This is a genomic window from Klebsiella sp. JN_Kp127, from assembly GCF_040062505.1.
In the GTDB taxonomy this organism is placed as follows: Bacteria; Pseudomonadota; Gammaproteobacteria; order Enterobacterales; family Enterobacteriaceae; genus Klebsiella; species Klebsiella quasipneumoniae.
Window position 1 is genome coordinate 288,614 of sequence record NZ_JBEAHS010000051.1, and the last position, 15,669, is coordinate 304,282.

Below are 15,669 nucleotides of genomic sequence, written 5' to 3' on the forward strand. Positions count from 1 at the left end.
TTACGTTAGTTAAGACCGCGCACCGAGGAGATAAACTGTTTCAGTTCGGTTGTCTGCGGACTGGCGAACAGTGTTTTGCTGTCACCCTGCTCCCAGACGCGCCCCTGATGCATAAACACCACGCGGTCGCCCACTTCGCGGGCAAAATTCATTTCATGGGTGACGAGGATCAGCGTCATGCCTTCCGCCGCCAGCTGCTCCAGCACCTTCAGTACTTCGCCCACCAGTTCAGGGTCGAGCGCCGAGGTGATTTCGTCACAAAGTAAAACCTTTGGCGCCATGGCCAGCGCCCGGGCGATGGCCACGCGCTGCTGCTGGCCACCGGAGAGGTTGGCCGGGTAGTAATCCAGACGGTCGCCGAGCCCGACCTTCTCCAGCATCCGCTGCGCCAGCTCGCGGCATTCGGCCTGGGACTTCTTCAGCACCCGCCGCGGGGCCAGCATGACGTTCTCCAGCGCCGTCATGTGCGGAAAGAGATTGAAGTTCTGGAACACCATGCCGATGGAGCGGCTGATCTCCCGGGCCTGGGAATCGCGGTCGGTGATGGTCATGCCCCCGAGCTTGATGCTCCCCTCCTGGTACCCCTCCAGGCCATTGATGCAGCGCAGCAGAGTGCTTTTGCCTGAGCCGCTGCGGCCGATGATCGAGATCACTTCCCCCATGTCGATATCCAGATCGACGCCCTTCAGCACATGGTTGTCGCCGTAGTACTTCTGCATCTGATTAATGGTGATGAGAGGCATTGAATTTGTTCTCCAGATAACGGCTGTAGCGGGACAGCGGATAGCACAGAATGAAATAGCCCAGCGCCACCAGGGCAAATACTTTAAACGGCTGGTAAGTGACGTTGGTCAGCATGGTTCCCGCCTTGGTCAGCTCCACAAAGCCAATAATCGAGGCCAGCGCCGTACCTTTGATCACCTGCACGGCGAACCCCACCGTCGGCGCGATGGCGATGCGCAGCGCCTGCGGCGCCACCACCCGGTACAGGGTCTGGCCGAAGCTCAGCCCGAGACAGCGCGAGGCTTCCCACTGGCCTTTCGGCAGCGCGCGAATGCTGCCGAACCAGATATCCAGCAGAAAGGCGCTGGTGTAGAGCGTCAGGGCCACCGACGCCGCGGTCCATGCCGAGACGTCGATGCCGAACAGCGCCACGCCGAAAAATGCCAGAAACAGCTGCATCAGCAGCGGCGTCCCCTGAAACAGTTCGACGTAGCCGCGGATCAGTCGTTTCACCTGCCGTCCGCCGGTCAGGCGCAGCAGCAGCAACGGTAAGGTCACCAGCGCCCCGCCGGTAAACGCGACCAGAGACAGCAGCACCGTCCAGCGACCGGCCAGCAGCAGGTTGCGGATAATGTCCCAGTCGGTAAAGGTGGTCATCATGCCTGCACTCCCAGCCATTTACGCCCCGCCGCCATCAGCAGCTGACGCATCGCTATCGATAACGCTAAGTAGATCCCGGTGGTCACCAGATAGACCTCAAAGCTCAAAAATGTCCGCGACTGGATCAGGTTGGCGGCGAAGGTCAACTCCTCATAGGAGACCTGCGACACCACCGACGAGCCGAGCATCACGATGATGCACTGGCTGACCAGCGCCGGATAAATCCGCTGCAGCGCCGGGGGCAGCACGACGCGAACGAAGGTTTGCGTCCGGCTGAGTCCGAGCACGCGTCCGGCCTCCCACTGGCCTTTCGGCGTCACCTGAATGCCGGCGCGCACGATCTCGGTGCTGTAGGCCCCAAGGTTCACCACCATCGCCAGCAGCGCCGCTTCGCCGGCGGTCATTTTCAGTCCCAGGTTCGGTAAACCAAAGACGATAAAAAAGAGCTGCACCACGAACGGCGTGTTACGAATGATTTCCACATATCCGCCCCACACCCGGCTGAGGACGCCCGGGCGGCCGCTGCGGATCGCCGCCCCGAGGATGCCGATCGCCAGTCCGCCGATCGTCGCCAGCACCGTCAGCTGCACCGTCACCCACAGGCCGGCCAGCAGCTCCGGCCAGTGCGGCCAGAGCTCAGAAAAATGAAGTTGCTCCGTCATCCACAGACCTTACGCGCCGAGGCTGGCAGGCAGCGGCGCTTTCAGCCACTTCTCAGACAGACCGTTGAGGGTGCCGTCCTTAATGCCCTGCTCGATGAGGGTATCCACTTTCGCCTTCAGCGCCGGTTCGTTCTTTTTCAGCCCGATAAAGCACGGCGAGTCCTTCAGCATAAAGCTCGGCACCGGCGCTTTGTCGGCGTTCTGCCGGGCGATGGCCGCCACCACCAGGTTCCCGGTGGCGACATACTGCACCTGGCCTGACAGGTAGGCCGACAGGGTGGTGTTATTGTCCTCGTAGCGCTTAATCTGCGCCGCCTGCGGCGCCACGCTGGTCAGCACCATGTCTTCCACCGCCCCGCGGGTCACGCCGACGCTTTTACCGCTCAGCGCGGCCGCGTCCTTCAGCTCCGCCCCTTTCGGGCCAAACACCCCGAGGAAGAACGGCGCGTAGGCGCGGCTGAAGTCGATCACTTTCTCACGCTCAGCGTTTTTGCCGAGGCTGGAGATCACCAGGTCCACCTTATCCGTCTGCAGATACGGCACGCGGTTGGCGCTGGTTACCGGGACCAGCTGCAGCTTGAGCTTCATCGACTTCGCCAGATAGCGCGCCATGTCGATGTCATACCCCTGCGGCTGCAGGTCGGTCCCCACCGAGCCGAATGGCGGAAAATCCTGGGGTACGGCAATGCGGATGACGCCGCGTTTTTCAATATCCTGGAGCTGGTCAGCCTGAGCGGCGGAAACAGACGAAAGGAGACAAGCGGCCCCGGCCAGTGCGATCAACAGTTTCTTCATGATGTTTACCCGTTACGTTAGCATGAAACAAAAGATTCTTTGAATCTGTTTTTGCAACTAATGTGCCAGATACGGTCGATGCGCGGGTTGGCGAGGAATTAAGGCAAAAAGTGAGAACGGACAGGGGGTAAGGAGCAGAAGAGTAAAAATAGACGGCGCCAGAACGCGGAATCAAATGCACCATATTGATGCACAGCACCACGCTGGCGCCCCATCAGCGTTGTTCCAGCTCGTCCAGTTGCTGATAAAGCGTAGCGATATCGTGGATCCGCGGACGACCGCTGTCGAGCGTTTCATGCAGAAAGGCATTGGCCAGCAGATTGATCAGACTGTTGACCGAGGCATAGCTGTCGTAAGCCGAGACGCTGTCCAGCGGCGCGCAGAGCTGCCAGCGGGAGAGCGGGAACAGGCTGTGGGCCTGCGGCTCGCACATTAACAGAACCGGCACCCCGTCGCGCTGCAGCTGCTGCAGCAGCGGGCGCACGATCCGCGGCCGCCGGCGAAACGCCATCATCACCACCAGGTCATCGGCTGTCAGGTCGACCAGCTCTTCGCTGAGGCTCTGCCCCGGCTGGGGCAGCACCAGCACCTGACCGCGAGCCTGCAGCAGCTGCTGGCGCAGGTGTAGCGCCGCCGGATAGGCATTGCGCATGCCAATCACCACAATGCGGCGCGCGGCCACCATCGCCGTCAGCGCCTCGGCGAACTGGTGAGCGTCAAGGGCATTGACCCATTGGGTGAGGTTCGCCATCTCCTGCTTATAATGACGCGCCAGCAGCGTGTTACCCTGCACCGCGTCGCGCTGGTCGGTCAGCGGCATTCCGCTCTGGCGCAGGGTGCGCAGTTCATCGCGCATGTCCTTATATTTGTCATAGCCCAGGCGCTTGAACAGCCGGCTGACGGTGGCTTTCGACACGCCGCTCAGCTGCGCCAGCTCGGCGCTGTTGTAGCTTATCAGGTCATCAAAGTGGTCAAAGATGAAATCCGCCACCCGCTGCTCCTGCGGCGACAGCGAGGCGTATTGCCCTTTCAGTCGTTCATCGAGTTGTTGCATAGCGCCCCTGTAACTTTCGTTTCATCATCCATCCCTCATCATACTGTATCTGCTATGCCTTACACATAGCGTGCCAGCGGGAAAATTCCGGTCATTGTTTTTATCAATGAAACGAAACGTTCAGAGATGGAACAGCTTTTGCAGTGTTCTGCGGGTGATTCGTTCAGAAAGGATAATTTATGCACAGTAGCAACGTTTCGACCCACGGCATGGCGGTCGCTCCCCACCACCTCGCCAGCCAGAGCGCGCTGGCCATCCTGCGCGAGGGCGGCAGCGCCATTGAAGCGATGGTGGCTGCCGCCGCGGCCATCGCCGTCGTCTATCCGCACATGAACGGCCTGGGCGGGGATGGTTTCTGGCTGATCGTGCCTCCCGAGGGGGATCCCATCGCCATTGACGCCAGCGGTGCGGCCGGCTCGCTGGCCACCCTCGAGGCCTATGCCGGTCAGCGGCATATCCCCCACCGGGGGCCGCAGGCTGCGCTGACCGTCGCCGGCACCGTCAGCGGCTGGGACGAGGCGCTGCGAATTTCACGGGACTTAACCGGCCGCGCGCTGCCGGTGGCGCGCCTGCTGGCCGATGCTATCGGTTATGCCGAAGACGGCATTCCGGTCACCGCCTCGCAGGCCCATGCCACCGCCAGCAAACTGGAAGAGCTGCGCCACCAGCCGGGCTTCAGCGAAACCTGGCTGGCGGCAGGCGAGCCCCCCCGGGCCGGCAGCCGCTTTCGCCAGCCCGCCCTCGCCGGAACCCTGCGCATGCTGGCCAGCGACGGTCTCGACAGTTTCTATCGCGGCCCGCTGGCCGAACGTCTCGCCCAGGGGATGGCCGCGCTGGGGATGCCCGTCACCCTCGGCGACCTGCAGGCCCACCGCGCCCGGCGCCCGGCGCCGCTGACGCTCCAGCACCGACAGGGCACGCTGTGGAACCTCGCCCCGCCGACGCAGGGGCTGGTGTCGCTGGCGATCCTTGGTATCACTGACCGTCTGAACATGGCCGACGCCGACGAGGCGCAAACGGTGCATCGCATCGTCGAAGCCACCAAGCGGGCGTTTGCCCTGCGCGATGCGCATATCACCGATCCGCGCCATCTGGATGTCGACGTTCAGCAACTGCTGACTCCGGAGGCGCTGCAGCCGCTGGCCGACAGCATCGACGACGCCAGCGCTTCGCCCTGGGGCGGCGGCAAAGGCCCGGGCGATACCGTCTGGATGGGCGTCGTGGATAACAGCGGCCTGGCGGTGTCATTCATTCAGAGCATCTATCACGAGTTTGGCAGCGGCGTGGTGATCCCGGACACCGGGATCGTCTGGCAAAACCGCGGGGCGGCCTTCAGCCTCGATCCGCAGCATCTTCTGGCGCTGGCGCCAGGCAAACAGCCGTTCCATACCCTCAACCCCGCCGCGGCGCGCCTGAACGATGGCCGGGTGATGGTCTATGGCTCGATGGGCGGCGACGGTCAGCCGCAGACCCAGGCGGCGCTGTTTACCCGCTATATCCTGCAGGGGGCGCCGCTGCAGGAGAGCATCTCCCGGCCGCGCTGGCTGCTGGGCCGCACCTGGGGCCAGTCCTCGGATTCACTGAAGCTGGAGGGACGCTTTGCCTCCGCCTGCATCGCTCGCCTGCGCGAGCTGGGGCACGAGGTGGAAGTGCTGGCCGATTTCAGCGAGGCGATGGGCCACGCCGGGGCCATTGTCCGCCATCCCAACGGCCTGCTTGAAGGGGCTACCGATCCACGCAGCAACGGCGCCGCCGCCGGATACTAAGGAGCAGACCATGACCACACAGCCAGACTGGAGCGAGTATCTGACGCAAATGACCCACCTGTTGCGCCTGGAGCTGGATGCGCCGCGCCGTGAGGAGCTGGAGCGCCAGTTTGCCCGCATCGCCGCCATGGCGCAGCCGCTGATGGACTATCCCCTCGGGCCGCGCGACGACATTGCGGGGGTGTATAAAGCATGACACTTCACCATTTCACCATCGCCGAGATCCAGCGTGCGCTGCACGAGGGCGAACTGAGCGCCCGGGAGATCGCCCGCCAGACGCTGGACGATATCGCCCGCGTGAATCCGCAGATCAACGCCTGGACCGAGGTCACCGCCCAGCGCATGCTGGCGGAGGCCGACAGCATCGACGCCCTGCGCCGGGAAAAGCGCCCCCTGCCGCCGCTGGCGGGCATTCCCTACGCGGTGAAAAATCTGTTTGATGTCGCCGGGCACACCACCCTCGCCGGCGCGGAACTGCTGAGCGACCGGCCGCCGGCAGCCAGCGACAGCTGGGCGGTGCGCCAGCTGCATAGCGCCGGCGCCCTGCTCAGCGGGATGCTCAATATGGACGCCTACGCCTACGGCTTCACCACCGAAAACAGCCACTATGGCGCGACGCATAACCCGCACGATCTGTCGCGGATCGCCGGCGGATCTTCCGGCGGTTCGGCCGCGGCGGTGGCGGCCGGGCTGGTCCATTTCAGCCTCGGCAGCGATACCAACGGCTCGATCCGCGTCCCCGCGTCGCTGTGCGGGATCTTTGGCCTGAAACCCACTTTCGGCCGCCTCTCCCGCTCCGGCAGCCATCCGTTTGTCGCCAGTCTGGATCACATTGGTCCCTTTGCCCGCCGGGTGGCCGACCTTGCCGCGGTGTATGACGCCCTGCAGGGGCGCGACCCGGCCGATGACTTTCAGGCCGATAAAGCCAGCGAGCGCACCGGCAACCTGCTGGAGCGCGGGCTGGAGGGTCTGCGCTGCGCGCGGCTGGGGGGCTATTTCACCACCTGGTGCGATGACGACGCCCGGGCGGCCGTGGATCGGGTCGCCCACGCGCTGGGCGCCGACAGCGAGCTGCAGTTCGCGGATGCCGCCCTGGCCCGCTCGGCGGCCTTTATCATCAGCGCCAGCGAAGGCGGCAATCAGTATCTGCCGGATCTTCGCCACTCGCCCGAGCGCTTTGAGCCTCACTCCCGCGAGCGGCTGCTGGCCGGGGCGATGATCCCCTCCGCATGGTATCTGCAGGCTCAGCGCTTCCGCCGCCATGCCCGTCAGGCGATGAAATCCCTGTTCAGTCAGGCCGATGTGCTGATCGCCCCGGCCACCCCATGCAGCGCCACGCCGATTGGCGCCGAGGAGATGGTGATTAACGGCCAGCCGCTGCCGGTGCGCGCCAGCATGGGAATGCTGACGCAGCCGATCTCCTTCCTCGGGCTGCCGGTGGCGACCGTGCCCCTGCGTACCGCCAGCGGCAAGCCGATTGGCCTGCAGCTGATTGCCGCGCCGTTTAACGAACAAGCCTGTCTTCGCGCCGCGCGGGCGCTGGAAGCGATGGGCATTACCGATGCCCGAGTGGCGGAGAGTGCAGCATGATCAATCTGGATAATATAGACCGCCCGGCGATCCTCGCCGAGGTGACGGCGGCGTTTTATCAGTATGAAGAGGCGCTGGTCAGCAATAACATCGAGGCGCTGGATGCGCTGTTCTGGCACGACCCGCGCACCGTACGGCTGGGGGCCGGTGAAAATCTGTATGGCATCGAGGCGATCCGCGCCTTTCGCGCCGCCCGCCCCGCCGCCGGTCTGGCCCGCGATCTGCGCCATACCATCATCACCACCTTTGGCGCGGACATGGCGGTGTGCAGCACCGAGTTCACCCGCGAAGGCAGCGCCCGCCCTGGACGCCAGCAGCAGACGTGGGTGCGCTTTCCCTATGGCTGGCGGATTGTCGCCGCCCAGGTCAGTCTGATGGACTGAGGGGAACAATACCGATTATGGCCAGGTGGATACCGTCTCCCCTGGCCATTCCCGAACCGGTAAAAATGGAGTGATTGACGATGGTCAGGATGATTGAGGGCTGCTGAATCAGCAGATAGTCTTGCGCTGAAAAGGTCATTTCTGCCGCAGGCCTGTCAGGCAGCAACAGTCATTACACTTTGCCAAGCAGGATATTTAACATACGGCGCAAGGGTTCCGCCGCGCCCCATAACAGCTGATCGCCCACCGTCAACACCGAGTAGATCGGCTCATTATTTAGCGACATTTTCTTGTAGCGGCCAATACCCACCTGCAGCGAACCGCTAATAGCAGCCGGGGTCAGTTTACTGACACTCTCTGGCTTATTATTGGGGATATAGTTTACCCACGGATGGGAATGGGTCACTAACTCTGCGAATTCCGTTTCGCTGACCTCACGTTTAAGTTTAAGGGTAATGGCAGCGCTGTGGCAGCGGATCACGCCGACCCGAATACATAAACCATTAACCGGTATGGTGCCGGGCGCAAGGCCAAGTATTTTATTGGTTTCCGCCTCACCCTTCCATTCTTCGCGGCTATTTCCATCGCCTAAATCGCTGTCGATCCATGGAATAATGCTACCCATCAGCGGGACGCCAAAACTCTCCACCGGCATGCCGGCGCTATTAATCAGCTCACTCACTTTATTGACTAAAGGCAGCACGGAACCTGATGCCGCCAGTTCATCAGCGGACAAATGCTGGCTGATATACGCGCTTTGCGCGATCAATTCCCGCACCTGCTTAGCGCCCGCCCCGGAGGCAGACTGATAGGTCATGACGCTCATCCATTCGATCAGATCAGCCTTGATCAGCCCGGCCAGCCCCATCAGGCTCAGCGTAATGGAGCAGTTGCCGCCGACAAACAGTTTCACTCCCGCTTTCACCGCACGATCGATATTATCGCGGTTGACCGGGTCGAGAATAATGCAGGCGTTCTCATCCATTCGCAGCGCCGAAGCGGCGTCGATCCAGTACCCTTGCCAGCCAGAGTGAATTAACGCCGGATAGATGGCTTTGGTATAATCCCCGCCCTGACAGGTAATAATAATATCCATTTCGGCGAGGGCGCTCAGGGAATTCGCATCTTTCAGTCTGTCGCTTTTACCATTAATAACCGGGCCCGCGGCACCCGCACTGGAGGTACTAAAAAAATGCGCTGAAATATCGTCGAAATCATTCTCTTCGATCATTCGCTGCAACAATACTGAGCCAACCATGCCCCGCCAGCCAACAATACCCACCTGCTTCATTTATTTAACCTTAAAAAGTTATGAGAATATTAATTTGTGTTCGCCATACCTTATATCGTATCCCCCAATAAAGGTCATTACCCACCACATCGATTTTAATGATTATTAAAATGTTTCATCTGCCATCAGCGGTTTTTATCTCTTATTACGGTAAAGCAGAAATAAGCAGGCGGCGGAGACAGTCCCGCTTTCAGCATTCAAAGGAAGAAATGACGTAGCGGAACGCCAGCGGTTGCTCCCCTGACAGTTATCAAGAGTAACTTGCATTTTGATAGTGACTATGTCAATTTGCTGGCAACAACCACCTGCTCCCTGGACCGCCCATGAAAAATGAACCGCTTTGCCACGCTCCCTGCCCCATTGCCCGTAGCCTGGGCCGCATCGGCGACAGCTGGAGCATCATGATCCTGCGCGACGCCTTTGCGGGCTTTACCCGCTTCGACGAATTTCAGAAAAGCAGCAACGTCGCGCCCAATATTCTCTCGCGCCGCCTGAAGGCGCTGGTCGACGACGGGCTGCTGGAGAAGGTCTGCTACAGCAACACGCCGCCGCGCTACGAATACCACCTCACCCCGCGCGGCCGCGATTTCCGCATGGTGCTGCTGGCGCTGGCGGAATGGGGTAATCGCCACTTCGCTCCCGAAGGCCGTCAGATGCAGCTGGTGGAAACCGCCACCCAGCGACGGGTGGAGCCAGTCATGGTGGATAAAGCGACCGGGGAAGAGATTATTCCGGGTAAATACGCCATGGTGCCGGGCCCCGCCGCCTCGCCGCTGATGCAATATCGTCATGAATATCTGCTGCGCAAACGCGAAGGCGATAACGGGCAAAAATTCCAGCCTGAACCCTACAGAGATGCCGGCAATGAATCCGGCCAGTAAGAAAAGCGTCGTCGTTCTGGCGGCCATCTGAATAACGCCAGGATTTTGTTCAGCGCAGCGCGGCAAACTTCGCCACGCGGGGATCTCGCCGGATGCCGCGCTGGCGCTGCGGGAGGCGCGAACCCAGGCATTTTCCGATGCGTTCTACCTCATCATGATTGGTTTTTTGCCTGCCGCGCAGCTGGTTCCCTTGATGAAAAAGCCGCCGGCACACTGATACTACAGGAGAGTTAACTATGGGCGTTTCCGTTAAACGCATTGTCGTCACCGGGATGGGGATTGTCAGCCCGCTGGGCTGCGGCGTACAGCACGTCTGGCAGTCGCTGCTGGCAGGAAAATCAGGCATTACCCGGCTCAGCGAGCAGCTGGTCGCGGATATTCCCTGCAAAGTGGCCGGCCAGGTGCCGTCCATTGAAAGCGATCCGCTGCACGGCTTCGATCCGCTGGCGACCATCCCGGCGAAAGAGCGCAAAAAGATGGATCGTTTTATCGAGTTTGCGCTGGTCGCCGCGCGTGAAGCGCTGACTCAGGCCGGTTGGTCGCCGGCATCTGCGGCCGAACAGGAACGCACCGCCACGGTGATCGCCACCGGGATCGGCGGGTTCAGCGAGATCGCCAATGCGGTACATACCACCGACGAGCGCGGGCCGCGTCGCCTCTCCCCGTTCACCATTCCCTCTTTTCTGGCCAACCTGGCCGCCGGGCATGTGTCTATCGCTCACGGTTTCCGGGGCCCCATCGGCGCGCCGGTCACCGCCTGCGCGGCGGGCGCCCAGGCCATTGGCGATGCGGCGCGGATGATCCGCAGCGGCGAGGCGGATATCGCCCTCTGCGGCGGCGCGGAAGCGGCAATACATCGCGTTAGCCTTGCCGGGTTCGCCGCGGCAAGGGCGCTCTCCAGCGCCTCCAGCGACCAGCCGGAAGCCGCTTCCCGCCCCTTTGACCGCGACCGCGATGGATTTGTGATGGGAGAAGGCGCCGGGCTTATCGTGATCGAGTCGCTGGAGCACGCGCTGGCGCGCGGCGCCACGCCGCTGGCCGAGCTGGTGGGCTACGGCACCAGCGCAGATGCTTATCACCTGACCGCGGGCCCGGAAGACGGTAACGGCGCGCGTCGGGCCATGGAAACCGCCCTTCGCCAGGCCGGAGTGACCGCTGAAGAGATTGACCATATCAACGCCCACGCCACCTCGACCCAGGTCGGCGATAAAGGCGAGCTGGCGGCGATTAAAACGCTGTTTGGCGCCCATCCCGTCGCCATTACCTCGACGAAATCCGCCACCGGCCATCTGTTAGGCGCGGCAGGCGGGATTGAGGCCATCTTCACCATTCAGGCGCTGCGTGATCAGATGGTGCCGCCGACGCTGAACCTGCATCACCCCGATGAAGAGGCGGCCGGTCTTAACCTGGTGGCGCTGGAGGCCCGCCCGCAGAAGATGCGCTATGCGCTGTCGAACGGTTTTGGCTTTGGCGGGGTTAACGCCAGCCTGCTGCTGAAACGCTGGGAATAATCGTCAACTCCCCCGCCGGCGCTGGCTGGCGAGGGAGCTCCACCCGGACACCCTACGCTGTCGCGGGTATCACATGTCCACCTGGCTCCTGTGTTCTCTGCTGAAGCTAAAAAATTCGCTACCACCGCTGAAGCCGGGTGAGCGGCCCCTTTCTCTTAAGGTCAAAAAATGGGAGCCACTGACGCGTTGCTGCGAAAACGGGTGCGTTGGGGTTATGGCGTCCTGTAGACCAAAACCGATGTTAATGACGAAGACCTGAGCTTATGTGTTAGCGTTTTCCTGCTGCCGGGGGGGTGTCGCCGTTGCGGCTTTTGACCTGCTGCTGGCGTAAATGAAGAACAGCGCGATACCCAGGCAGACAATGGCGCCGATTCGGCTCAGCGAGAATGGAATCGACGCATTGCCCAGCCAACCGAAGTTATCGATCAGCATGCTCATGGTTAACTGGCCAAAAATGACGGCGACCGTAGCCACTGCAGCGCCAATACGCTGGACGGCCAGTACCATAATGACGATATACGGTACGCCAAACATTGCGCCCAGCAGCTGCCATTTAGGCACGTCCATCAGCGTCAGGGGGTGTTTGGGTTCGAAGAAGAAGATCAGCAATCCCGTCACCAGCGCGCCGACAGAAAATGTCAGGAACGCGCTCTTGAATACGCCGACCTTGCTGCCCAGCTGGCCATTGATAGCCGCCTGGATACTCAGCATGGCGCCACCGGCGACGGCGAGAAGAATCATGATAATTGTCATAACGTTCCTTTACCCTTGGGCAACCATAACCAGCGCTGCAATGATAAAAATCAGCGCAATGATACGCTTACTGTCAATTTTCCGGCGCGACGTACCGAGCAGGCCGAAGTGATCAATCATCAGGCTCTTGAACACCTGGCCTGCCAGAATGCCGATCATCGTCATGGCGATGCCGATTGCCGGCGTTACCACGGTGAGGATGATGACGTAGATCGGCCCAAGCACGCCGCCAAGCAGCTGCCACGCTGGTTGCGCAAAGAATGACGGGCTGTTGCGCGGGCTGAAAAAAAGCATCAGCAGAAAGGTCAGCGCCGCACCCACGCCGAATATGCTAAAGGTAGCCCAGAGGTCACCGACCTCCCCACCCAGTGGCCCGAGCAATCCTGCCTCTATGGACAGTCCCATGCCTCCGGCAATGACGATAAAAATCAATATGAGTTGCATAGCAATCAGTCTCCCGTAGTTCAGGCGGAGAAGGTTACGACTTAACATGGATGAGAAAAATGCCATAATGAGATAAACACTTGTGCAGGATATGCATTAATGAATGAGCTTGGGAACATCAGTATTCGCGCCCTGCTGATTTTTATTGACGTTTATGAGACGCAGAATTTCTCTGTGGTAGCTCGGCGGGAAGGGATATCTGCCTCTCAGGTTTCGCGCATCATCCATCAGATGGAGGATGTGCTCGGGCAGCAGCTTTTTTACCGCAATACCCGGGCGATAATTCCGACGGAAAGCGGCCATCTTTTTATCCGCTATGCGCGAGCCATGACTGGCAGCATGGAGGAGGCGCGGCGGGAACTCAACGAGAGAACCCTTGAGCCTTCCGGAATGGTGCGCATAAACGCACCGGTATTCTTTGGACAGCGCCATGTCGCCCCCGCGTTACCCGGCCTGACGGCGCGATATCCGAAGCTCAGCATTGAGCTTACCCTGACTGATGATTACATCGATCCGCACCGCGAGCCGGCTGACGTAATTTTCCGCATTGGCGTGCTGACGGATTCCGCATTTCATGCGCGCGTGTTTGGCCAGCAGTTCTATCATCTTGCCGCGTCACCGGAGTACATCCGCCGGCACGGCATGTTGGGATCACCCGAAGAGCTGGCGCGGCATAAATGCCTGGTCTATCGCGGTTCGTCAGGACCAAACCAATGGCTGCTGCGCAGGCGCGGAGAAGAATGGGTGCACTACCCCGTCTCGCCCCTGATGTCATCGAATAATGCTGAAACTCTGCTGATTGCCGCGCTCGGGGGAATGGGGATTGTGCTGTTTCCTGACTGGCTGATTGGAGACCGGCTGAAGCGCGGCGAGCTTGTCGAACTTCTGCCGGAGCTGGATACGTCCATAAAAACGGAGCCACAGCATATCGCGGCAATCTATCCGAATGCCCGCCACCCTCCTCTGAACGTTCGGGCGATTATCGATTACTACCTGGACGCGTTCGGTTCACCGCTTTACTGGCAGTCTGAATAAGACAGGCGATGTTATTGCTCGTCCTGAAGTTAATTTCCGTTTTTGGCACAGAGCGAATGCGTTAAATGCGCTTAAGGTCGTTTTGAGCACACTATCTAAAGAAAGATATCGCTGATAATGTTGGGACCGCTCAGGTTAAAAAAGGTATAACTTTCTTTTCATTGACGATAACGAAGGAATTTTCATGGTTGAGGTTGAGGAAATAAAAAGGAAATATCCAGGCGCAGGGGCCTGGCAAATGGGTGACAGTCCGGAACTGGCAAGCGAGCTTGCGGAGCTGATTAAAAAAGGGATCAAAACGGCTTCTTGCGGATCTTTTGCCTCTTATCAGCAGGAAGCGTCTGCTCCGAGGATTGGGGATTATAACATTATTCTTGATGGCCAGAATGTTCCAGTTTGCGTGATCAGACTGGTTTCGATGCAGCTGGTGCGTTTTTGTGATGTGACTGAAGCGTTCGCCCGCAAAGAGGGTGAAGGCGATTTAAGCCTTGAATACTGGCAGCAAGAGCATCAGCGTTTTTTCATTCGTGAAGGTCATTTTTCTGAGGATATGGAGTTGATCGCAGAAGAGTTTGAAGTGGTTGAGGTGCTGTGAGACAAGGTTAACGGGCTGACGTTTTATCAATCGCCTTTGATAACAATATTCGATGCTGGCGCGAAGCGGAAAAGCTATCGAGCAAAAGGTCTGCATTGCGCGAAATGCGAAGTTGGCAATCGCTCTCATTGCTGATGACAGTCGCATCCGTGGCAGGAAAGTAGGCAATGTCACTCAATCTATCCTGGGTACAGGTTCACCAATATAAGTGTGCGTGCAGCAACGGCAAGTCACCTTAACGTCATTTCTCGTAATTGAAGGGTTTACCTGCTGCAGAATTCCCTTCTCATCAACATACAGGCCCGGGTAAAAACTGCTTTCGCCTATGCAGACTAAGTCAATACGCATAGCGCGATCTCGTGCATCCTTTCTTTTGTGGGTCAGTAGCCCTTTTCGGACCTGGATTCAATAACGTGTGGCTGTATAAAAAACGGCCATACTTAAAAGCTGTCTCATTCTGCTCATATAATGGCAACATAGTTGAACCGCCTTCCCATAACCATCACTAAATACTGGGGTAAATGTCATTCTCTTCCTCAAGGATCTTACGGTGATTCTGTTCCTCGCAGATGGCTCCCCGTGCAACATATCCGAACGGCTGCGATGAGCAAAAAACGGATATGGTTTCCCGGTTTAAGGCACAAAATCGCGCGGCGTTGAATCAAGAATGGAACGAAAAGCAGCGGTAAATGCCGCCGGGCATGAGAAACCAAGCTGGTAAGCGACCTGTTTGATTGGAACGCCGTTCGCGAGAAGATCCAACGACGCATAAATTCTGGCTCTCTGCTTCCATGTTCGAAAACTAAAGCCTGTATCCTTCATAAACAATCGGGAAAAGGTCCGTTCCGACATGGCCGACATAAAAGCCAGCTCGCTCAGCGATGCTTCCCAGCGCTGATTGACCAGTAGCGATCTGGCCGCGCTGAATAATCGCTCATCATTCGGCATGGGAAGCGCCATCGTTAAAGGTGGCGCCTCGCTGAGAATTTCCAGAAGCAACAACGCTATCTTCCGTTGAATCGGTCTGGCGTAGTCCTCACTGAACAGGCCTGCGATAAGTTCTTTGACTAACGGCGTAGCCGTGATCACATGCACCTGTTGACTCTTCGTAAAGCTCATACATTCTGCGATAAGGCTACTGCTGAAATAGATCGCCCTGAGATCGGTTTGTGAAAGCAGATGGTAACTATGGATATGCAGAGGCGGTAGCCATAATGCCCGCTGAGGAGGGATCACCCAACGGTCACTCTCTGTTTGCACCAGCATCACCCCTCTGGTGGCGAAGAGTAGCTGCCCCTCAACATGATGATGGGGAGGATCTACCTCACCGCGTTGATAGCTTATCGCAGTACTGGACCAGCCTGTGGCTTCATCATGTCTTGGCGCTTTATCTATACTACCTGGCATTTCAGATTTAGCCCCTGCATTTATCATATCGAAACTGGAACCACCCGGAGTAGAGCCTTAGGCAATGGGTGCGTGACTTATCATTCTGATCGTCAAAGATATTACAGGAGCTTAACCTC

The 15,669-nt window shown here is 59.2% G+C and carries 17 protein-coding genes and 1 pseudogene; 9 read left to right on the forward strand and 9 right to left on the reverse strand.

Annotated elements, in window-relative coordinates:
- Positions 1-5: 5 nt before the first annotated feature.
- From ABLV04_RS20545 to hpxU, 5 genes are all read right to left on the reverse strand, one after another.
- On the reverse strand, positions 6-743 hold the full coding sequence (locus tag ABLV04_RS20545; RefSeq protein ID WP_147733465.1) for an amino acid ABC transporter ATP-binding protein: 738 nt from the start codon (positions 741-743) through the stop codon (positions 6-8).
- Complete coding sequence (locus ABLV04_RS20550; RefSeq protein ID WP_002905295.1) at positions 724-1,380, reverse strand: amino acid ABC transporter permease; 657 nt, start codon at positions 1,378-1,380, stop codon at positions 724-726. The genes ABLV04_RS20545 and ABLV04_RS20550 overlap by 20 nt, the downstream gene beginning before the upstream one ends.
- Positions 1,380-2,045, reverse strand: coding sequence for an amino acid ABC transporter permease (locus ABLV04_RS20555; protein WP_025712445.1), 666 nt, complete (start codon positions 2,043-2,045; stop codon positions 1,380-1,382). The genes ABLV04_RS20550 and ABLV04_RS20555 overlap by 1 nt, the downstream gene beginning before the upstream one ends.
- A 9-nt stretch (positions 2,046-2,054) precedes the next feature.
- The gene (locus ABLV04_RS20560; RefSeq protein ID WP_023289755.1) at positions 2,055-2,840 is read right to left on the reverse strand and encodes a transporter substrate-binding domain-containing protein; all 786 of its coding nucleotides are present in this window, start codon (positions 2,838-2,840) and stop codon (positions 2,055-2,057) included.
- Between the two features lie 214 nt (positions 2,841-3,054).
- Positions 3,055-3,894, reverse strand: coding sequence for a MurR/RpiR family transcriptional regulator HpxU (gene hpxU / locus ABLV04_RS20565; RefSeq protein ID WP_023289756.1), 840 nt, complete (start codon positions 3,892-3,894; stop codon positions 3,055-3,057).
- 179 nt (positions 3,895-4,073) lie between these two features.
- Here hpxU and hpxW point away from each other — a divergent pair, with 179 nt between their 5' ends.
- The 4 genes from hpxW to hpxZ are packed head-to-tail and all read left to right on the forward strand — an operon-like array spanning position 4,074 to position 7,633.
- The gene (gene hpxW / locus ABLV04_RS20570) at positions 4,074-5,660 is read left to right on the forward strand and encodes an oxamate amidohydrolase (RefSeq protein ID WP_117128879.1); all 1,587 of its coding nucleotides are present in this window, start codon (positions 4,074-4,076) and stop codon (positions 5,658-5,660) included.
- Positions 5,661-5,670: 10 nt separating this feature from the next.
- Positions 5,671-5,856, forward strand: a complete 186-nt coding sequence (gene hpxX / locus ABLV04_RS20575; RefSeq protein ID WP_023289758.1) for an oxalurate catabolism protein HpxX — start codon at positions 5,671-5,673, stop codon at positions 5,854-5,856.
- Positions 5,853-7,250, forward strand: coding sequence for an AtzE family amidohydrolase (locus ABLV04_RS20580; protein WP_044523349.1), 1,398 nt, complete (start codon positions 5,853-5,855; stop codon positions 7,248-7,250). The genes hpxX and ABLV04_RS20580 overlap by 4 nt, the downstream gene beginning before the upstream one ends.
- Positions 7,247-7,633: an oxalurate catabolism protein HpxZ gene (gene hpxZ / locus ABLV04_RS20585; RefSeq protein WP_032452923.1), complete on the forward strand. Its 387-nt coding sequence runs from the start codon at positions 7,247-7,249 to the stop codon at positions 7,631-7,633. The genes ABLV04_RS20580 and hpxZ overlap by 4 nt, the downstream gene beginning before the upstream one ends.
- A gap of 172 nt (positions 7,634-7,805) precedes the next feature.
- Here the strand turns inward: hpxZ and asd are convergent, their stop codons facing one another.
- The gene (gene asd / locus ABLV04_RS20590; protein WP_072413229.1) at positions 7,806-8,924 is read right to left on the reverse strand and encodes an aspartate-semialdehyde dehydrogenase; all 1,119 of its coding nucleotides are present in this window, start codon (positions 8,922-8,924) and stop codon (positions 7,806-7,808) included.
- A 323-nt stretch (positions 8,925-9,247) separates the two neighbouring features.
- On the opposite strand from asd, the gene ABLV04_RS20595 reads away from it, so the two are divergent.
- The 3 genes and pseudogenes from ABLV04_RS20595 to fabF all read left to right on the forward strand — a co-directional run bounded on the left by ABLV04_RS20595 (position 9,248) and on the right by fabF (position 11,316).
- On the forward strand, positions 9,248-9,805 hold the full coding sequence (locus ABLV04_RS20595; RefSeq protein WP_048297543.1) for a helix-turn-helix domain-containing protein: 558 nt from the start codon (positions 9,248-9,250) through the stop codon (positions 9,803-9,805).
- A gap of 41 nt (positions 9,806-9,846) precedes the next feature.
- Positions 9,847-10,022: pseudogene (locus ABLV04_RS20600) on the forward strand (EmrB/QacA family drug resistance transporter); the annotation flags it as partial.
- A 19-nt stretch (positions 10,023-10,041) separates the two neighbouring features.
- Complete coding sequence (gene fabF, locus ABLV04_RS20605; protein WP_180265917.1) at positions 10,042-11,316, forward strand: beta-ketoacyl-ACP synthase II; 1,275 nt, start codon at positions 10,042-10,044, stop codon at positions 11,314-11,316.
- A 261-nt stretch (positions 11,317-11,577) separates the two neighbouring features.
- Here fabF and ABLV04_RS20610 read toward each other — a convergent pair whose 3' ends face one another.
- Entirely contained in the window at positions 11,578-12,069 is a 492-nt protein-coding gene (locus tag ABLV04_RS20610) for a DMT family transporter (protein ID WP_072420149.1), read from the reverse strand.
- A gap of 9 nt (positions 12,070-12,078) precedes the next feature.
- The gene (locus tag ABLV04_RS20615; RefSeq protein WP_023289765.1) at positions 12,079-12,513 is read right to left on the reverse strand and encodes a DMT family transporter; all 435 of its coding nucleotides are present in this window, start codon (positions 12,511-12,513) and stop codon (positions 12,079-12,081) included.
- Positions 12,514-12,612: 99 nt separating this feature from the next.
- On the opposite strand from ABLV04_RS20615, the gene ABLV04_RS20620 reads away from it, so the two are divergent.
- Both ABLV04_RS20620 and ABLV04_RS20625 read left to right on the forward strand, forming a co-directional pair.
- Positions 12,613-13,548 (forward strand): LysR family transcriptional regulator, encoded by a 936-nt coding sequence (locus tag ABLV04_RS20620; RefSeq protein WP_180265916.1) that lies wholly within the window; start codon positions 12,613-12,615, stop codon positions 13,546-13,548.
- 238 nt (positions 13,549-13,786) lie between these two features.
- Positions 13,787-14,143 (forward strand): ASCH domain-containing protein, encoded by a 357-nt coding sequence (locus tag ABLV04_RS20625; RefSeq protein WP_072096678.1) that lies wholly within the window; start codon positions 13,787-13,789, stop codon positions 14,141-14,143.
- A 633-nt stretch (positions 14,144-14,776) separates the two neighbouring features.
- Here the strand turns inward: ABLV04_RS20625 and ABLV04_RS20630 are convergent.
- Complete coding sequence (locus tag ABLV04_RS20630) at positions 14,777-15,577, reverse strand: helix-turn-helix transcriptional regulator (protein ID WP_175393105.1); 801 nt, start codon at positions 15,575-15,577, stop codon at positions 14,777-14,779.
- Positions 15,578-15,669: the final 92 nt, after the last annotated feature.